Here is a 16888-nt window from a genome sequence, read left to right as displayed (position 1 = left end):
TAATTTTAGGAGCGAGTTATTAATTTATTTGATACGGTCGATCATGCATACAAAATCGATTTTTACCACTATTTTTAGCTTCATAGAGCGCTGTATCTGCATGTAGGAAAACAGATTGGAACGCTGGACGATACAGTTCATCCCATGTTATGAGACCTGCTGAAATTGTCACCCGAGGATCTGTTGTATTTGGAATTACTGCAACAATTTCTTCAGCCAATTCGATTGCTTCTTTCTCATCAATATTCGGAACATACACAGACATTTCCTCTCCACCCCAGCGTGCACAAATACCACGAGCCCCAATCATTTCTTTTAACTGCACCGCAATTTGCATAAGAATCTTATCACCAATTTGATGACCATACGTATCATTCACACGTTTGAAATTATCAATATCAATGAGTAGGAACATCCCTGATTGATCATTAATAAGTGACTTTTCTACATACTTGTCTAAATAACTTCTTGCATACAATTTTGTTAAATGATCTAAATCTACCATTTCCTGGAGTTGGTGTCGTAATATTGAGTTTGCAATTGCTAAAGAAGAGTGATGAATTAATGATTGCATTAACTTAAAGCTATCAAACGAAAAGAAATATGGCTCCTTGTGTAACACAATACTAAAGCCATTAATTTTTTCTTCCATTAAAATCGGGATTGCCATAATTGAACGATATTCAATATGAGTAGGGGTTAAACGGCTGAAATCTGCAATAAATAGTGGATCGTTGGTACTTTTAAAATGTTGTTCAACATGTTTTATAAATGTTTGACCCTTTTCTGTATTAAATAAGGCCGTACTAGCATCCGTCACTTCAAATGTGTCATTATGCTTAAAAGCGAAACAAACTTCCATTGGTTGAAATGATTTCATTAACTGCTTTTGAAGGAAAAGTAACATTTCATTAATGCCTATCCTCATATTTAAACGATGTGATGTTTCATTGATGAGTTGCAAATCACTCACAAGGCGATGTGACTGATGATATAATTTTGCATTTTCGAGCGCATTTCCTGATGTTTGCGCTAGCATTCGTACAAAATCTTTTTCAGTCGTTGAAAAAAGATACGTTGTAGGTGCACTTACTTGTAAAATGCCATAAATAGCTTGTCTTCCTTTAATAGGGGCGTTTAAAACTCGGCAATTCAAATCGCTAGCAAGCTCCGTCGTCAGCTCTCCTGAGACAAAAGCCTCAATAGTCGCAGGCCTTTCAGATAAGTAATCAAAAAGCTTAATATCGATAGTCGTATGGCGGTCTTGATCATTCGATAGTATAAGCTCCACATTAAATTCGGGGAAATTATCCTTAATATTTTTTAAGACGTTTTCTAAAATTAAATCAATATCCATTGTTGAATGGAATAAATCTGTCATGTTATACAATTTTCTATATTGATCTTCATTCACTTTCACTTCATAATTTTCTCTCATCAACTGAAGAACTTTCGTAAGCGTTTCTATACTTTCTTCTCCGTAATTAGAAGTCATAAAGTCTGTCCAAGCATCTGTTGCCTCTACAAGTAGCACACCTATTGGATTTTTGCCTTCTACTTGGAAAAGAACCATATCTGTCATCTTCGAATAGGCTTCTTTTTCTTTTAATATATAAGGAATTTCCACCATTCTCTGTTGATAAAAACTAGCTTCAATCATTAACCATGACACAGCATTTAGTTTCGTTTCAATTGTTAAAGTAGCCATCTCTTCTACAGGTATTAAAGAATTACCTTCAAAACTGAGGAATGCCATATTTACAATCCCAAAATACTTCTTTAGACACTGTTCTAACGGGTGAAAATACTCATTTAAACCAGTTTGTTCTTTAGAACTCACCCAAATGCTCAAAACATCTGATTTTATATATTTTAGCGTTTGTAAATGGTCTGTCATGAAATCACCTTTTCTATATAACGTACAAATCAATTACTATTAACTTATTGTATATTATACATAATTTGTGTCATTTTGACTATGTTATTCTGCTTTACTTTTACATTTTACACCGCACACTGTATCATTAACTATTCCAAAATTTCGCATTGTGTACTGAAAGGAAATATTTACTATAGTTCTTTTTTGAAAATAGTTTGTGTTATAATTGACGTCTATGTAATAAGCAGTTACAATAAAATTTGTGTAAAATAAACGCAGCAGTGGTATGAGCTTATTACTGTATTTTATTCCTCTATTTTATTTAGGATAACTAAACAGATTCAAATAGATGGTGTATTGTGTAACCTAACGGCTGCATAGGCGAAAATACATGAAAATAAAATACGTATAAGAATGGGTACTACTGGTTTTTGTTTTACAACAAAAAAACCAAATTTAAAGGAGGAGACAACAATATGTCTCGTTATACAGGTCCATCTTGGAAATTATCACGTCGTCTTGGTATCTCACTAAGCGGTACAGGTAAAGAAATCGAAAAACGCCCTTACGCACCAGGTCAACACGGTCCAAACCAACGTAAAAAATTATCAGAATACGGTTTACAACTTCAAGAAAAACAAAAACTTCGTCACATGTACGGCATGAACGAACGTCAATTCCGTACTCTATTCGACCGCGCTGGTAAAATGAAAGGTGTTCACGGTGAAAACTTCATGGTTCTTCTTGAAACTCGCCTTGACAACCTAGTTTACCGTTTAGGTTTAGCTCGTACTCGTCGTGGATCTCGTCAATTAGTAAACCACGGCCACATCTTAGTAGATGGCAAACGCGTTGATATCCCTTCATACAGCGTAAAACCAGGTCAAACGATTTCTCTTCGTGAAAAATCTCAAAACCTTGCTGTAGTAACAGAAGCAATCGAAGTAAACAACTTCGTACCTGACTACTTAACATTTGACGCTGACAAAAAAGAAGGTACATTCACTCGCCTTCCAGAGCGTTCTGAATTATCAGCTGAAATCAACGAAGCATTCATCGTAGAGTTCTACTCTCGTTAATAAAACTTCGTTGCATTTAGCAACATTAAAAGCCTTAGAAACCTTGTTAATTCAAGGATTCCGAGGCTTTTTTCTTTTGTGAAACTTTGCAAGTAAATGTATTAAAATACTTTTCGCTAGGGTTTGATTAGGGTTGTATTAGGGTTGAACCCTAACTATAAAAATAAGCTTGGCGGCGCTTGTATAGGAATGTGTGGGTTTTATTAGATTGGGGCTAACCGCTTCAATCTTTTTTTGTGGTCATTTATCAGAATAACTTAATTACATATAAAATAGCACTGCTTGGCACATTGTATATAAAAGGGATAATAAAAGCCCTCCACAGATAAATTGTGAAAGGCATAGTTTTATAATGAATAAACATGTACTTGTTTTTTATGAAAAATCGAACCCTTGATATTTAGGTATTTGATATTTTTGCCATATTCATTTTCTTTTACGGTAATAAAAGAATAAAATGCAATATGATCATTTCCTTTTTCTACTTCTGCTTTAATATAATCTACAGCTGATTGGTTATACACCGCTACTTCAACAGAAGGAATACTTTTAAATCCATCTTCATCGACTTTATCAATATATGGTCTTGTTAACACTACAGAATGATATTTAAACTTTTCATTCGGTTCCTTGATAACTTTTATTTTTCCTTCAATGCAAACTGGATGTTTTATGTTATTTCCACTTACATATTTAAAACATTTAATATGTTCGTCAGTAGAATAATAAAATTTATTCCAACTAATATTTTCTGCATCGAACTCCAATTGCACAAGAGTGCTTAACTCTTTATTTTCTTCAATTTCAGACCTTAATATTAATATTTTATTCATAGTCGATAAATAGGATTTAAGTTTTCCATTACTTTCATACTCTTGATTTTTTTGTTTATTTACATCATCAGATAATGTGATCTTACTTTCGTTGTCAACTTGTTCTTTCCTTAATTTCTTTAAGGATGTAGCAATTAAATTCATTCTAAAATTATATTTACCATTATCTATACTTTTTAAAATGTCATCGGAATCGCGTGCTATGATTTTCACTCGGCCATCCGTGTTATATTTACAATTTTCATCATGAGTATAAGTATTGGCCAATTTAAAATAATCTCTTACTATCGTAACTTTATTGTCACCATAAATTCGTTTAAACGGACCAACATAGCTTATTGGTGCTTTACAACAAACACAAAATAAATTTGTTGTTATCCCTTTGTTTCTTGCATCTTCAATAGTTATTTCTTCATTAAAATATTTTGCTTTTGGCATTTTTATTCCCATATAAATTATCACTCACTCTCTATCAATTCAATTCGTCAAAAAGGTACCTCGGATGCCTATATGATTGATTTATTTAACAATTTTCAAATGCCGCTTCTTATTGAGCTTCAGCTTTGCAGGCTTTCCATGCCTTGTACAGCAAAATCCATGATATCACGATTCAAATATTCCATAAGTAGCTCCAAAATGCTTTCCCCTATTTTTGCATGTGGTCATAGTTCCTGAGTGATTTCCACAGTTGAAGAAAAAGTAACGGTTTTTTCTAACTATAAATGTATTAAAAAGGACTCCGCCGCAAGAGTCCTAGAATGCTTTATTCTTCTTTTTTATCTTTCTTTTTCTTTTTATCTTTCTTTTTCTGTTTCTCTTTTTTCTCTAAGTACTCCTTGTGTTTCTCAGGAGTTACCTCAAAGCAAAATGCCTCTAAGCCTTTCTCGTGTGCAAATAATCGTTTACCATTTCTCAATGTAATATATGGAGTACAAATTAACATGTTATCATTTCCCTTCGCAATTTAATGTCTTGCAAAGGGCCATTGACAGTGTTACGATATGTATAAACTTTGGCGAGTTTATATCGTAGCGACAAACACTTATGTCGTAATAATTACGTAGGGCCCTTGCAGGGTCCATTTTTTTTGTTCATTTTACAACCCTCCGTTTTCAATTTTTTTTTTGAAATCCATTTTTTTAAAAAAAAGAGGATTTCTCCTCTAAAAAAGACTTTTATAAATAAATTGTCTTCCTCCATCCTCTAGATTTTCCTCAACACGTCTAATCAGCCGATTTTTATATAGCGTGTTAAGATGAGTACTAATTAGAGAAAGTTTTTTTTCAAACTCATCAGCAATAATTCTTGCTGTTGTATGTTTATTCTGATAAACAAAAATCAGTATATCCTTTTGAGTATCAGAAATATCGCCTAAAAAATTTGGACCATCTGAAGTTCGTTCTACAATCCCAATCTTTGCTCGATTTTTCAAAAAACTATCGATATTATATCTATGTTCGTAATATTCTTCTCTAAGGTGGTCTAAAAACAGGAACTTATCTTCCACGGTCATAAGATACTTAATCACTTTAGAAATGATTTCATCAACCCCAGAACCATTAATCCCCTCTATTTTTGAAAAATCATAATAAAATATTGTGTTTGGTGGGGATGAGTCAATTTGAAGTATAATACTCTCTCTGACAGGAATTAATTTTTTTCTCACTATCAGATTTTGATTATCTATTGCAGATTGATCTAGCTTAACAAAAATCTTTTCCACTCTCACTCCCCCTTTAATAACTCCAAAATCGATTTCAAATACAAAATTGAAACCTCTTATCTTGATAATATATTCTAATAATTAGGATGTCAATAGAAAAAACTAGAATTGAAGCTCAATTAGATAAAATGTACCTGGATGATATTTTTTCTCATTTATTAATTCAATATCATTTTTTCCTACACGGTATAATCCTTTATGCGTTCGCAATTCAAAAGAAGTGTGTTTGGTTCCTTCATGAGAATAATCTCTAGCATCTACTAATCCCCACCCTCTATCAATATCCTTTGATGAACTAAAACCTCCAGAAAATGCTTTATTTATTATTTCTAAGTCTGATTCAATCTCATTATCTTCTTTTCTGATTTCTTTAATCATTCCCTTTCCAGTATCTGCAATGCCGATCATAATCTTATCGAACTTAGGATAATATTGAATCGCAGCATACCCTGTGCCACCACTATGATCCAAAATATTTGTACCCAATTCAGTGAAAATATTCGCTACTCTCGTAATATTCCCACTTTTCATACCGTGACTTTTTAAGATATAAACTACACTGTCATATAAAACATCTATATCATCATATTCTTGAATTTTTGTAATCTCTAATAATACTTTTCGTTGATCATTTCTAACCCTTTGACCCATTTTGTCAATATCGTATTTCTCTTTGAATACTTTAGTTATTGGTTCAGGACAATAATCAAAAAAATTCATTCTCTCTATATATGTTACTAAGTTCTCTTTATCTTCTGGAAGAATAATATGATAGTTATCCAGTTTTATTATTTCTTCAAAAAACTGTAGCAAGGCAATTGCACCTATCGGAGAAACAAAAGATAAATTTGTTAAATCTAAAGTTATATTCTTGTAACTTTGAACATCTTCAATATTTTGTACATTATTTAATAAATCATGTATATCAATTAAATGTTTCAATTCACTCTTGATTAAAATCTCCATCGTTTGAAGTCTCCTTAGAAATAATCTAAGAAATGATAGCATATATTACCTTTTAATACTACAATCTACACTCAAAACTTCCAACATAATAAATATAAAATACTATTCTTTTATACATTGATAAACTAATTAACATCTGTTTGCTTGTTTTTGGAAGGATGATCTATAGTCCTTAATTACATGACCCTCTTTTTTGTTTATATTTTCTAGTTAATTTTCTTTAATTGCTTCCATCGTAGCCCTCTTCACTCAATCCTAATCCATATAATTAAAATTAAGAAGCTGCTACAATTTTAGTTGAAGCCCCTCGCTGTCTTTGATATTTACGTTCAATCAATGACATCACCCCATTAAGCTAGTTGCTTTATAAAATAAAAAAACGCATATTGCGTTTTTTAAAGTAATTCCTTTTGAATTTTTTTGTGCTCGTTTTTTAAATCTTTAGTTATTTTTTCAAAACTATCAAAATGCTTCTCATGATAGCTTATCGAATAACTTCTGGTTAATAGATCTTCTGATTCTAAATAGTCTAAAGTAATTCTAAAGCCAAACAGTTCCGTTTTATACTCTTCTAAATGCTTTGGAAATTCTAAATCAATTTGGTAAAATTTATCAATATAACTTTCGCATTTCTCAAGGGAATAATCTAAAAGTTCTTGTATGTCATTATTTACTTTGTACAAACGAACAATTTCTAATGTTTCATCAAGATAATCCTCAAATCCATTAATATCTTTAGCATTTTGTAAGTACCTCATTGTTAAATTTTTTCTTTGTTCATTTTTTAACCCTATTGAGACACCAATTAATGTTAATGCACCAGACATTACTCCACCTAGATAGGATCCCCAAAAACTTAACCATTCACCATACTCGCCCTCAGAATCAAAAACCATTTTATTCCCGATAAAATTAATTAACAAAGGAAGCAAAATAATAACACTTAATATTCCAATAATATATTTTTTCAATACTGAGCCCTCCTAATTATTCAATAATAATCCGAGAGATAACAAATTGGAACAATTTTCTACAAATTTCACTCTTAAAAGCAAGTACCGTTGCCCTAGCAGTTAAGGGGAGGAACTGCCCGATACTCACTTTTCAAGGCAAAATAAAAACACCCCGAAGGATGTTTTACATTATCTATTTTTTCTCGTACAACATTTCTAAAGATTCTAAATACCTTTCGTATTTAATTTCTTCTTCATCTATTTCTTCCAGGTGTTGCGAAATAGTATGTGGACTTTCCATTAATAATTCACTAACCATAAGAACATCGTTTTTTGTAATCCTTAGCATTTCCTTTATAAAGGTGTTTGAATAAATAGTAGGTGTTATTTTACGAGAAATTATTTTTACTGTAATATCTTTGGTTTTGGTGGATAAATAATTTCCGTCATAATTGAATATCTTGTTTTCTCCTTTTAGAACTTTATACGCCTCTTTATACTCATTAAACAATTCTGAAAGATGACTGCATATAGTAACTGTTTTAAAATTATTGAACTGTAGATAATATCTATTGTCACCACTTGGCTGAAAATACCCAAATTCCAACTCCTTTAAAAATTTCCTACTTAAACCAGTGTATAAATTAAATCCGATTAAAAGTCTATCCTCTATTTTTTGATTCTTATCATTACAAAAAAGTTTAATTTTATTTATTTCTTCTAAGTTTAGATACTCCTTATTTTTTACTTCTGTTTTTGGAATTCTGATGTTCTTCATCACATCGCTAGTGTAATCCTTGGAATATGTAAAATCGAAAAAAGATTTTAACGAGTAATAGTGATTTACATGATTACTATCTACCACTTTCATTAGGTATGTACTGACATCACGTGTATGTATGGATTTAAGATTTCTATGGCTTATATCATCTACTGATTCATAAAAATATTTCAAAAATTTTTCAACTTTTGGTTTATAGGCTTGTGGATGTTTCCTATCTTTCTCCCTTTCTTTTTCTTCGTAGTACTCTTGTAAAACACTATAAAACGGCTCTAAATAATCTCGAATTTCATCCATTTATACTCCCCCCTTAACATTACCTTAAATAATTTCTCGTAATTATTCAAATTATTACGTTTATTAAAAAAAGGTAAGTACATCTAACATAATTCCAGTAATACAAGGTAATTTAAACAACTGCCACTTACTAACCCTCAATCATTTCGTGGCTGTTTGATGCAGTTTCAAAGCAAAAGAAAAAGCCCTACGTAGTACTGCAAGGCTCTTCTAATTGGCATAATACAGCTGATGATAAACTACTCCCTCACTAAAGGTCATAAATCGATGGGCTCTAGGTCTACGACCGCTACAAAGCTTCTCTATTAGTAACATATATACCCAAACGCTCATTCATATAAAGAGTATTTTTGTTTTTCCATTCAAATACTTTATCCCGTGGATAACGAGCTGAAATTGCATGACACTTAGGAAATCCTTCCATGCGAATTATCTTTTCTACAGTTGATAATTCACATTGGAATATTTGAGCTACATGTTCTTTTCTCAGATTTGAAGGAAGAGTTAATTCGAATTTCATATTTTCTCTACAATCTTCTATCCCCTTTTTATATGCCTCTATAACAACTTTTTCCACTTTTATCCTAATTAATTCTAACTCAAGTTCATTTATTTTTATTTCTAAATTAATACTATGTTCCATTTCCTTTTGCACTTTCATAAAATTGACTCCTTTAGTTAAAATATATTTTCATCAATACCATTAACACTATAATGTCCAATCTTGAAGAAAAGAAAAAGAAGCGGTTAAATTGTTAATCTAAGCCGCTTCATATATGTTATTATATTTATGATTTATTTCAGTTAACCAACTGGATTTTTGAAGCTGTCGTTGCCGCGACGGCTTTTTCATTTTCTAATGTTCCACCAATCACCTTGCCAATAATCTTCACTTGATGTTCACGCACTACCTGGATTCGTTCACCCAGCAACATAATTTGATTCCCGAAGCGGGTAAAGGCACTAATAAAACGTTCTCCGGCCGCTTCAAATACTGCTAAATCCTTTCCGTTGCTTCGAGGCTGTTTAATAGTTGAAACTAGCACCTCATCGCCTTCTAAAAGCCCTAATCCAATACAATCATTCATTACTTCTAATTTAAATTCTGATTCCATTTTGAAAACCTCCCTTAGTTATCTTGTAAAGCTATTTTGACTGTACTAAATAGGTCTCTTAGCAGTGCTTCAGCATGGTAAACGTTGTCGCTTACTATTCTGTTGAAAACTCCATAACGATGGTAATCATGAACAATGCCAATCTGCACATCGCGCTCATCAACATTACAACGACCGAAAAATTTTTCTTCAACTAGCTGTTGAACATAATGCGCATTTTCTAAAATCTCTAGAATATCCGCTAGTGCATCTACTGTATTTACTAGGCTAAATGTTACTGTTGTTTTTCCCATGTTTTTTAGCTCCTATCTGCTATGTTTTATAGTGTGATTTAATAGTCGTTATTCACCGTTAAATAATCCAATACCTTAGCGATTTGTTGCTACTGCATTCAAAAGTAATTGCTTATTACGGTCAGACATAGCACACCACTCTTTAACTTTTACTTTCATTTGGATGTCCTCCTTTTAATTAGAAAAAACTTCGTCCCCCACAAAATTAATTATTGATCTGTTGTGTGAGCAACTTCATATAGCCTTTAATCAAAGCGCGAACTATTCGCTGGCTTTTTAACGCTGATAGTCGATCCATATATTCACCTACCTCTTTTAGTGTGTCGGTTATTTCAAGTCCATTCACCGACTGACTGTTGACAGTTTAAACAACTACGTTCCGTTGTCGTAAATCCATATTATAATACCCCCACAACATTGTCAACTACGTTCCGTTGTCAAAAACTTTAAAATTTGATATTATTAATTTAGGGACGAGGTGAAAAAATGCGTGCAAAGTCCACTTTAAAGGACGTTCTTGATGAAAGAGGCCTTTCGATTAGTAAGTGTGCTGAAATAGCAGGGTTAAAAAAAGAAACTGTTCGTCGTCTGTATAATGACACTACTATGCAATATCAACGAGATACTTTAGGAGCGTTATGTAAAGCTTTGGATGTCGAAATTTCCGACATACTCACTTTAGTAGAAAATGATGAATAACATCACCCAAAAGGCATCTACTCTCTTGGAGAGGATGCTTTTTATATTGAAGCGATCATTAAATTATTAAAGCCTCATCCGGAGCCACTAACGACCTCGAAATTTCCGGAGCAGTGAAACATAGCTGTGAGAACATTCAGCCGTCTGATTTTTCCATCCCTTTACCCCAACATTATGGGAATGTTGTCAGCGTCTTCATTACTTCGTGTTGGTCAGCTATCCGTTCAGGCTTTAATTCCTCCATGCGCTCTTCTATATAGGCTTTTACGCTAACATTTGTTAACATTCGACTTCCTGCTGCTCTCGCTGTCGCTTCCTTCTTAACATTCGGATATGCCTTCAAATAAGCTTCCGTTGCATTCCCTAGTTCAATAAAATAATCAGCAAACGCTTATTGCTTTACTGTTAACTTGTGTTCAATCAATGGCATCACCCCATTATGCTAGTTGCTTTTCAAAATAAAAAACACTCTAAAAAGAGTGCTTATTCTTCAATACGTTGGATTAGCGAGAGCATAAGTTTTCCAACACTATTAAAATAATATTTTTCATCAATATCTTGTGTTACATCAGCCATTTCCATATCTACATCAATATCAACACCGATATCTGGTTCCAATTCTTTTGTAATCAATTGTAGTCCAAGACTCTTTTCGAGAGTAAGTAATAAACTGGTTCTAGTTACATTTTTCTCTTTAGCAAAGGTTGTTAATCTGCCATTGACATAAAAACTCCCGGTCTTCTTTGTTCCTAATCTTGGAATTTTCAACTCTTTTGGTCCAACATAATCTATATATTCATTCAATAATTTTAAGTTATTTATATCAATATCATAAAAATGTGATAATGCGTTCAAACAAATCAGGGTCTCATGCGTTACTTCTTTTTCGTCATTTACAACCGAATTCAATATAGTTCCCATTATTAAAGAAGCTTTTGAAGAATTACTTAGCAAAACTTGTCTGAAAGTATTAGCTACAAATTCAGCTTTTACTGGAGAATCAATAAACTTTTTTAGTTTATTTAGTTGTTGTTCAGTTGGATCATCCATTGTAAATCCTTTTAAACATTGTTCAAATCTTTTTTGGCTAATCCAATTGTTCGCTTTGATTCCTAAATCTACAAATTTAAATATTTCTCCACTTGATTTTACTAATTCGTTATCAGTTACAGTTGTTAAAAAATCAGATACTTTTTCTATTTTCTCGCCAATTTCTTCAATAATCTTTTCTACGTCATTTGACATTATTTTTCACCTCTAACCAATAATAAATCAGAAGATGTAATATATGTAATAACTTTTTGCTCAGAAAACCACACCAAACTCCGCCCTCTCAACTCGTAGTGTTTTGACTGTTTGATGCAGTTTTCAAAGCAAAAGAAAAGCCACCGATTTATAATCGATAGCATGTATTTATGTATTTATGTATTTTGTTCATTTCCTTTTAGATGAATTAATATTCTTATCAAATCATATAATTGATTCCTTTTTTTACTGCTATATTGTTCAAGTCTAAATGCTATTAAAATTAAAATTAGTTGGCATAGTAAGATTACTAAAAGTAACACTAATTTGTAATCATAACCTACTCCTAAATTGGGATACAAAGATATTAATATTGCAAAAGTTCCAATAAAAAGTGCCATCATCACACTTAAACCTGCCCAAAAAGAAGAATTATTTCTGCTACTATTATTAATATCTACTAACACCGTTTCTTCCATTTTATACAATTCATTTAAGTTTAGATCTTTTAATGTATTCCGTGAAAGCCATTCCATTGTGCACCTATCATAAATATCAAATCTCATTATATCTTGAAAAAACCTATAAACCTCCGTGACTTTATACATTAATAAATAGTTATCTTTCATGTCATTCCCTCCTATTCCATAATAGAACAAAAGGTATATGCAAAACCTTAATAACTTTCTGCTCTATACTCACTCTTAAGGGCAAAATAAAAGCACCTACCGTCCATTGAGCGTAGATGCTTGTTTACTGCTTTTTTGTTTATAATCCCCACTGTTCTTTTAATTTTGTTAAAAACTTCATCTTGCTACCATCGTCACCACAAGCATCTGGATGAAACTTCTTGGATGCGATTCGATAGATTTCTTTTAACATCATTTTTTCATTTTCGTTGTAGTTACTATTTGAAGTTGACGAGTAACTACCGCCGCCTTTTCCAAAGTGTTCCTCGAATCGTTTCCACTGTTCTTGCTCGCTACGTCTTTTATATTCTTCTTGCGCCTTTTGCGCTTCTTCTGCCGTACCTTTAGCGGCTATCAACCGTTCTAGGTATTCCTTATTTCTAACTATGCCGTACACATCATAAATACGGTTGTAGGTGTCTTTACCATATAGTTTTTCAAATTCTCTCTTGGCATTCCTATGTGTTGTTAAAATAGCCTGGTGTTCTTTATAGGTTTTATATTCCTTTGTTTGCTCAAACTCGGCTTTTATTACATCTTCCAACGGATTTAACTTATCATAAACCATTGTATAAAACTGACCTCTTTTAATGCCCATTTCCGCTATCTTTGCATCAAGTACAGACTTTACAACCTTATCATCAAAGCAATATTCAACAATATCATAATAACTCATTGTACAGATTGCCCATTGTTTCTTTTTAACCTTACCATTTTCTCTATACGAATGATGAATACTAATCTTGTAGGTATCCAGTATATGTCGTTCAAAGCGATTCTCACTGTAACGGTAAGTATATTCCATTATTTCTTCCCCATCGACCGTATAAACAACCGTATCAACTAACAATTCCTTCGCTGCTCCGTATTCATCTGGCTTCTTCTTTTGTATTTTCTGAATGACACAAAACATGTATGATACTCCTTTCTATGTAGTTACTTGCAGAACATACGTAGTACCTACAGTACTAGGAACACGCCATTGTCTTACGGAAGCGGTTATTTATCTTAAACTTTTCAGCATAGTTCTGTAACGCTCGTTCAGATAAATCAACACGGCCATACTGTTTTTCTTTTTCTCGCCGCTTCTTAATTTCCTCGTCAAATGAACCATCACGATCCCAGTAATCCGAAAGTAGCTCATCGTCTTCCATTGCATCTATCAACGCATCCCATTCAGTCAGCGACATTTCACGAGCATCTTCTTTTATTTGCTCACGCTCTATAACGTAATACAAGCACTCTCTTAGCGCGTTTAATACATCGGGGTATAAATCAACAAGATTTGCATTCCAAGCCTCATACTGCGCTCGCTCATCATCAAAGAGAAGGGAAACTGCTTCTTCCAATACTTCAACACGCTTTTTTACTTTATCCATGCGCTGAATTCGTTTTTCATAAAGCTCTACCAGATAACTAGCATAATCTTCAACGTGACAAGCCAATTTGTAGATACGGCCACTACCATAATTCAGGTATGCGCCGAGGCGAGGCAAGCGGTCTACAATGGAAAAACATTGACTTCAAGAATAATACGATTACAGTTGAACGTACTCGCGACAATAAAGGAGCGCGACCACCAAAAACGAAAAACAGCTACCGCACTATTTTAGTGGACGAGCTTGTTATGACCCAATTGAAAAAGTACCAAACCTGGTGTAAGCAGATTATGCTCGCTTTTGGCATACGTTTCTCTGAAAGTTCATTCGTATTCATTTCATACCAAACTGCCGAACCGATTACAGATAGTGCTTTGCTATATATGCTTAGACGTGTACTTGAGGCTGCTGGATTAGTGACGGTTGTTGAAGAGGATGGGAAAGAAAAAGTCATACCCAAATGTACGCTACATGGTTTACGCCACACACACGCTACTATCCTTTTGAATAGCGGTCAAAATGTAAAGGTTATTGCCGAACGTTTAGGAAATACACCGACCATGATCTATGAAATTTATGGTCATGTTTTAAAGGAATTAGAACAAGAATCTGTAGCCGTATTTAGTAACAGTTTAGAGGTTTCTAGGGTTGATTCTAGGGTTTAGTAAATTGAATATACGAGCAAAGCGTTGATACGCCTACACCTCTAAGGTCGAGAGAGTACTACTCTCGTTAATTTTTTAACGTTAGATTACTTACGATTCTTAAACCTCGCAACCTTGTTTATTCAAGTGTTTGCGAGGTTTTTGCATATAATCAGACAATCGAAAATCCGCGTTTTTTTCGGGGGATTTTTTAGGGAGCTCCTGGGGGAGTATTTTTTCTTTAAAATACAATAACATGCGGACAGGTGTACGTTTTAATAGTAAATAAAAAGTCACTCAAATTGAGTGACCTAAATATAAACACTTATTAATAGTGAGTTTTCGATCTCTCTTTTTTAACTTGTTCTAGTAACATTTTGTACATTGTTTGTACGGTAGTGTTTTGCTATTGGAAAAGATTTTAGATTCTATCAGATCAATAAGCCAATAATCATCAATTTCTTTAAGGGCATTACCTGACCATAAAAGGTCAGGTAACATGTCAGTTTTCAAAAAAAGTGATATAAAAATTATAGGTCAACTCCATTATGTAATTTACTCCCCAACTGTTGATCTATATGAAAATGTCGGTATTAACTATAAAGAACTTGCACAACAGCGATGGGACGAGGATGTAGCTATAATGAGAGAAAAGATAGAACAAATTAGAAAACACAATCCTGATTTTTTAAAATAATGTTTAGCGACAAAAAATGCCCAGGCTCAAAATTAATTGAGTACCTGGGCTTTAAAAAATCTAATTCAACTCTTTTTGTATCTGCAATGCAAAATCTTCAATAGTTTCTCTATCTTGATAAATTGTAATACCAATACCTGAACGAGTAGATCTGCGTGATGTATACTCACCAGCATCAATCCAGAATTGGAATTGATATATTCGTTCATCAATTAACTCGCTTTTGTTTGCTAAAATAGAAAACGAAAATGAAGGTTCAGTCGAGTCCCATACTTCAGCTTCCAGTAATTCGTCCCAATTATTCAGGATTAATGTATGTAACATTATAAGGTCGCTTCGCAAAGCCGCAAATTTAAAATCTAATTGATTGTCACCGCAAAAGAATTTAATAAATATACCACTAGAAACTGAATCACCTTCAAATATTTCTATCTCTAAACTTGTTTTCGATGCACTAAATGACCTATCGTTTATTCTTGCCATAATTACCACTTCCAATTACTACCGACAAATTTTGAAGCAATTTCTCCAGCATCAGGTTTGTAAATAGTTGCTACTTCTTTTGAATTTCCAACAAAAACAACATTTATATTTTTTCTTTATCATATACCGCTCTAGCACATGTGTATTTGTCCATATATTTTCTACCATTCACAATGGTTTTAGCGACTGTCTTTGAAGTAATCATTCGTTCGTTTGCTCTACTAACTGCATGTGAAGTAAATTTTACTGTAACTTTTGGGAGTTGTTTCGCAACTAGTTTAGCACATGTGGCTGCAACGAACCAAAAAAATATGCTGTTTTCCAAAAGTTTGTTTTGATATTTCGTGAATCAAAATTTAACTAAAGCTCCCTGTTAGTGAAATAAACTAAGATATTAAGACTTTACAAAAACTCTTTTTGCCAAAAATTAAGATATTTCATTTTGACTCTACCTATTAAATATTAGTACGACTTATGCGAATAATTAACAACTTCCCATTTTCTCTATTTCATGTCGTGAGTTTTCATTTTATCCAGTTCCTTTTTTCTTTTCTCGTGAAGATACTTTCTACCTCCATTCCATTCTGCACATAGGAAAAGTATCCCTAATAATAGATAGAGGATAAAGCCCATATTACTTTCAATATGATTCGTTACAAACAGCCATGTCAAAAACACAATATATGCAACTGGTAAAATTGCTCCCCAATAGATATTGTTCCTAGTTGAAAAGAAGAATTGAACAGCTAAAATACCAGCAATAATAAAAACCCCATAAATACCAAATAACATTATTTCTCATCTCTTTCTTGTTTATATTTTTCAATAATTAATTTTGCATCTGCTACACTTATGCGATCATCAATCGACAGGCTCTTGATAAATTTAATAAATTCCTCGTTTTCTACGGCATCATTCATTTTTATTTTATTGATTAATCTATCAAGTTTAAGTCTTACCGTTGGATACGATACCTCATAAACCTTTGCAATCTCTTTTAAAGAACCTGAATGTAGTACTAAGTTTTTAACAAACTCTAAATCCTCATTTTCCAAGACTAAAATCCAGTTTGGAATATTGTTAATATCCACGCCTATACCCTCCATTTACTTTTATTAATATAAGTTTAACAT

20 protein-coding genes and 2 pseudogenes are annotated in these 16888 nt (G+C 32.8%); 4 read left to right on the top strand and 18 right to left on the bottom strand.

The features are described from left to right. Nucleotides 1–19: 19 nt before the first annotated feature. Entirely contained in the window at nt 20–1897 is a 1878-nt protein-coding gene (locus tag ACFTQ7_RS20680; RefSeq protein WP_386830715.1) for a sensor domain-containing diguanylate cyclase, read from the bottom strand. Nucleotides 1898–2355: 458 nt separating this feature from the next. On the opposite strand from ACFTQ7_RS20680, the gene rpsD reads away from it, so the two are divergent. After that, the gene (gene rpsD / locus ACFTQ7_RS20675) at nt 2356–2958 is read left to right on the top strand and encodes a 30S ribosomal protein S4 (RefSeq protein WP_134021933.1); all 603 of its coding nucleotides are present in this window, start codon (nt 2356–2358) and stop codon (nt 2956–2958) included. A gap of 347 nt (nt 2959–3305) precedes the next feature. On the opposite strand, the gene ACFTQ7_RS20670 is transcribed toward rpsD, so the two are convergent. The 9 genes from ACFTQ7_RS20670 to ACFTQ7_RS20630 all read right to left on the bottom strand — a co-directional run bounded on the left by ACFTQ7_RS20670 (nt 3306) and on the right by ACFTQ7_RS20630 (nt 9919). Then, nucleotides 3306–4229, bottom strand: a complete 924-nt coding sequence (locus tag ACFTQ7_RS20670) for a hypothetical protein (RefSeq protein ID WP_386830712.1) — start codon at nt 4227–4229, stop codon at nt 3306–3308. A gap of 325 nt (nt 4230–4554) precedes the next feature. Further along, on the bottom strand, nt 4555–4734 hold the full coding sequence (locus ACFTQ7_RS20665; RefSeq protein ID WP_386830710.1) for a hypothetical protein: 180 nt from the start codon (nt 4732–4734) through the stop codon (nt 4555–4557). Nucleotides 4735–4953: 219 nt separating this feature from the next. After that, the gene (locus ACFTQ7_RS20660) at nt 4954–5514 is read right to left on the bottom strand and encodes a MarR family transcriptional regulator (protein ID WP_386830708.1); all 561 of its coding nucleotides are present in this window, start codon (nt 5512–5514) and stop codon (nt 4954–4956) included. 102 nt (nt 5515–5616) lie between these two features. After that, on the bottom strand, nt 5617–6480 hold the full coding sequence (locus ACFTQ7_RS20655) for a hypothetical protein (RefSeq protein WP_386830706.1): 864 nt from the start codon (nt 6478–6480) through the stop codon (nt 5617–5619). Nucleotides 6481–6875: 395 nt separating this feature from the next. Next, nucleotides 6876–7451 (bottom strand): hypothetical protein, encoded by a 576-nt coding sequence (locus ACFTQ7_RS20650; RefSeq protein ID WP_386830704.1) that lies wholly within the window; start codon nt 7449–7451, stop codon nt 6876–6878. Between the two features lie 175 nt (nt 7452–7626). Continuing rightward, nucleotides 7627–8511, bottom strand: coding sequence for a hypothetical protein (locus ACFTQ7_RS20645; protein ID WP_386830702.1), 885 nt, complete (start codon nt 8509–8511; stop codon nt 7627–7629). Nucleotides 8512–8800: 289 nt separating this feature from the next. After that, the gene (locus ACFTQ7_RS20640; RefSeq protein ID WP_386830700.1) at nt 8801–9172 is read right to left on the bottom strand and encodes a hypothetical protein; all 372 of its coding nucleotides are present in this window, start codon (nt 9170–9172) and stop codon (nt 8801–8803) included. Between the two features lie 139 nt (nt 9173–9311). Beyond that, nucleotides 9312–9626, bottom strand: coding sequence for a LexA family transcriptional regulator (locus tag ACFTQ7_RS20635; protein WP_386830698.1), 315 nt, complete (start codon nt 9624–9626; stop codon nt 9312–9314). 14 nt (nt 9627–9640) lie between these two features. Beyond that, nucleotides 9641–9919, bottom strand: coding sequence for a hypothetical protein (locus ACFTQ7_RS20630; protein ID WP_386830696.1), 279 nt, complete (start codon nt 9917–9919; stop codon nt 9641–9643). Nucleotides 9920–10405: 486 nt separating this feature from the next. Between ACFTQ7_RS20630 and ACFTQ7_RS20625 the strand changes: the two genes are divergently transcribed. Next, nucleotides 10406–10618: a helix-turn-helix domain-containing protein gene (locus tag ACFTQ7_RS20625; protein ID WP_386830694.1), complete on the top strand. Its 213-nt coding sequence runs from the start codon at nt 10406–10408 to the stop codon at nt 10616–10618. A gap of 172 nt (nt 10619–10790) precedes the next feature. Here ACFTQ7_RS20625 and ACFTQ7_RS20620 read toward each other — a convergent pair. The 5 genes and pseudogenes from ACFTQ7_RS20620 to ACFTQ7_RS20600 form a co-directional block, all read right to left on the bottom strand. After that, nucleotides 10791–10997 (bottom strand): annotated as a pseudogene (locus tag ACFTQ7_RS20620) (terminase small subunit); the annotation flags it as partial. Nucleotides 10998–11101: 104 nt separating this feature from the next. Further along, nucleotides 11102–11863: a hypothetical protein gene (locus ACFTQ7_RS20615; RefSeq protein ID WP_386830692.1), complete on the bottom strand. Its 762-nt coding sequence runs from the start codon at nt 11861–11863 to the stop codon at nt 11102–11104. A 176-nt stretch (nt 11864–12039) separates the two neighbouring features. Beyond that, entirely contained in the window at nt 12040–12492 is a 453-nt protein-coding gene (locus ACFTQ7_RS20610; RefSeq protein WP_386830690.1) for a hypothetical protein, read from the bottom strand. Between the two features lie 139 nt (nt 12493–12631). Next, nucleotides 12632–13465: a hypothetical protein gene (locus tag ACFTQ7_RS20605; RefSeq protein ID WP_386830688.1), complete on the bottom strand. Its 834-nt coding sequence runs from the start codon at nt 13463–13465 to the stop codon at nt 12632–12634. A gap of 55 nt (nt 13466–13520) precedes the next feature. After that, nucleotides 13521–13931, bottom strand: a complete 411-nt coding sequence (locus tag ACFTQ7_RS20600) for a hypothetical protein (RefSeq protein WP_386830686.1) — start codon at nt 13929–13931, stop codon at nt 13521–13523. A 92-nt stretch (nt 13932–14023) separates the two neighbouring features. On the opposite strand from ACFTQ7_RS20600, the pseudogene ACFTQ7_RS20595 reads away from it, so the two are divergent. Together ACFTQ7_RS20595 and ACFTQ7_RS20590 are read left to right on the top strand one after the other, a co-directional pair. Then, a pseudogene (locus ACFTQ7_RS20595) lies at nt 14024–14596 on the top strand (site-specific integrase); the annotation flags it as partial. 478 nt (nt 14597–15074) lie between these two features. Further along, the gene (locus ACFTQ7_RS20590; protein ID WP_386830684.1) at nt 15075–15272 is read left to right on the top strand and encodes a hypothetical protein; all 198 of its coding nucleotides are present in this window, start codon (nt 15075–15077) and stop codon (nt 15270–15272) included. A gap of 60 nt (nt 15273–15332) precedes the next feature. Here ACFTQ7_RS20590 and ACFTQ7_RS20585 read toward each other — a convergent pair whose 3' ends face one another. The 3 genes from ACFTQ7_RS20585 to ACFTQ7_RS20575 form a co-directional block, all read right to left on the bottom strand. Beyond that, nucleotides 15333–15755: a hypothetical protein gene (locus ACFTQ7_RS20585; RefSeq protein WP_386830682.1), complete on the bottom strand. Its 423-nt coding sequence runs from the start codon at nt 15753–15755 to the stop codon at nt 15333–15335. A 504-nt stretch (nt 15756–16259) separates the two neighbouring features. Further along, nucleotides 16260–16547 carry a hypothetical protein gene (locus tag ACFTQ7_RS20580; protein WP_386830680.1) on the bottom strand — a complete coding sequence of 96 codons (288 nt, stop codon included), beginning with the start codon at nt 16545–16547 and terminating at the stop codon, nt 16260–16262. Further along, on the bottom strand, nt 16547–16846 hold the full coding sequence (locus tag ACFTQ7_RS20575; RefSeq protein ID WP_142509789.1) for a DUF2089 family protein: 300 nt from the start codon (nt 16844–16846) through the stop codon (nt 16547–16549). Before ACFTQ7_RS20575 ends, ACFTQ7_RS20580 begins: the two co-directional genes overlap by 1 nt. Nucleotides 16847–16888 lie beyond the last annotated feature (42 nt).

Source organism: Lysinibacillus sp. NPDC056959 (assembly GCF_042674095.1).
Taxonomy (GTDB): Bacteria; Bacillota; Bacilli; order Bacillales_A; family Planococcaceae; genus Lysinibacillus; species Lysinibacillus zambalensis.
The sequence above is the reverse complement of the archived record's forward strand: the minus strand, read 5'-3'. Positions and strand labels throughout refer to the sequence as shown.

Bases quoted from the DNA above. Each gene is read 5' to 3' on its own strand.
- ACFTQ7_RS20680 (WP_386830715.1), bottom strand. From the start codon at position 1,897: ATGACAGACCATTTACAAACGCTAAAATATATAAAATCAGATGTTTTG.
- rpsD (WP_134021933.1), top strand. From the start codon at position 2,356: ATGTCTCGTTATACAGGTCCATCTTGGAAATTATCACGTCGTCTTGGT.
- ACFTQ7_RS20670 (WP_386830712.1), bottom strand. From the start codon at position 4,229: ATGCCAAAAGCAAAATATTTTAATGAAGAAATAACTATTGAAGATGCA.
- ACFTQ7_RS20665 (WP_386830710.1), bottom strand. From the start codon at position 4,734: ATGTTAATTTGTACTCCATATATTACATTGAGAAATGGTAAACGATTA.
- ACFTQ7_RS20655 (WP_386830706.1), bottom strand. From the start codon at position 6,480: ATGGAGATTTTAATCAAGAGTGAATTGAAACATTTAATTGATATACAT.
- ACFTQ7_RS20645 (WP_386830702.1), bottom strand. From the start codon at position 8,511: ATGGATGAAATTCGAGATTATTTAGAGCCGTTTTATAGTGTTTTACAA.
- ACFTQ7_RS20640 (WP_386830700.1), bottom strand. From the start codon at position 9,172: ATGAAAGTGCAAAAGGAAATGGAACATAGTATTAATTTAGAAATAAAA.
- ACFTQ7_RS20635 (WP_386830698.1), bottom strand. From the start codon at position 9,626: ATGGAATCAGAATTTAAATTAGAAGTAATGAATGATTGTATTGGATTA.
- ACFTQ7_RS20630 (WP_386830696.1), bottom strand. From the start codon at position 9,919: ATGGGAAAAACAACAGTAACATTTAGCCTAGTAAATACAGTAGATGCA.
- ACFTQ7_RS20625 (WP_386830694.1), top strand. From the start codon at position 10,406: ATGCGTGCAAAGTCCACTTTAAAGGACGTTCTTGATGAAAGAGGCCTT.
- ACFTQ7_RS20615 (WP_386830692.1), bottom strand. From the start codon at position 11,863: ATGTCAAATGACGTAGAAAAGATTATTGAAGAAATTGGCGAGAAAATA.
- ACFTQ7_RS20610 (WP_386830690.1), bottom strand. From the start codon at position 12,492: ATGAAAGATAACTATTTATTAATGTATAAAGTCACGGAGGTTTATAGG.
- ACFTQ7_RS20605 (WP_386830688.1), bottom strand. From the start codon at position 13,465: ATGTTTTGTGTCATTCAGAAAATACAAAAGAAGAAGCCAGATGAATAC.
- ACFTQ7_RS20600 (WP_386830686.1), bottom strand. From the start codon at position 13,931: ATGGATAAAGTAAAAAAGCGTGTTGAAGTATTGGAAGAAGCAGTTTCC.
- ACFTQ7_RS20590 (WP_386830684.1), top strand. From the start codon at position 15,075: ATGTCAGTTTTCAAAAAAAGTGATATAAAAATTATAGGTCAACTCCAT.
- ACFTQ7_RS20585 (WP_386830682.1), bottom strand. From the start codon at position 15,755: ATGGCAAGAATAAACGATAGGTCATTTAGTGCATCGAAAACAAGTTTA.
- ACFTQ7_RS20580 (WP_386830680.1), bottom strand. From the start codon at position 16,547: ATGTTATTTGGTATTTATGGGGTTTTTATTATTGCTGGTATTTTAGCT.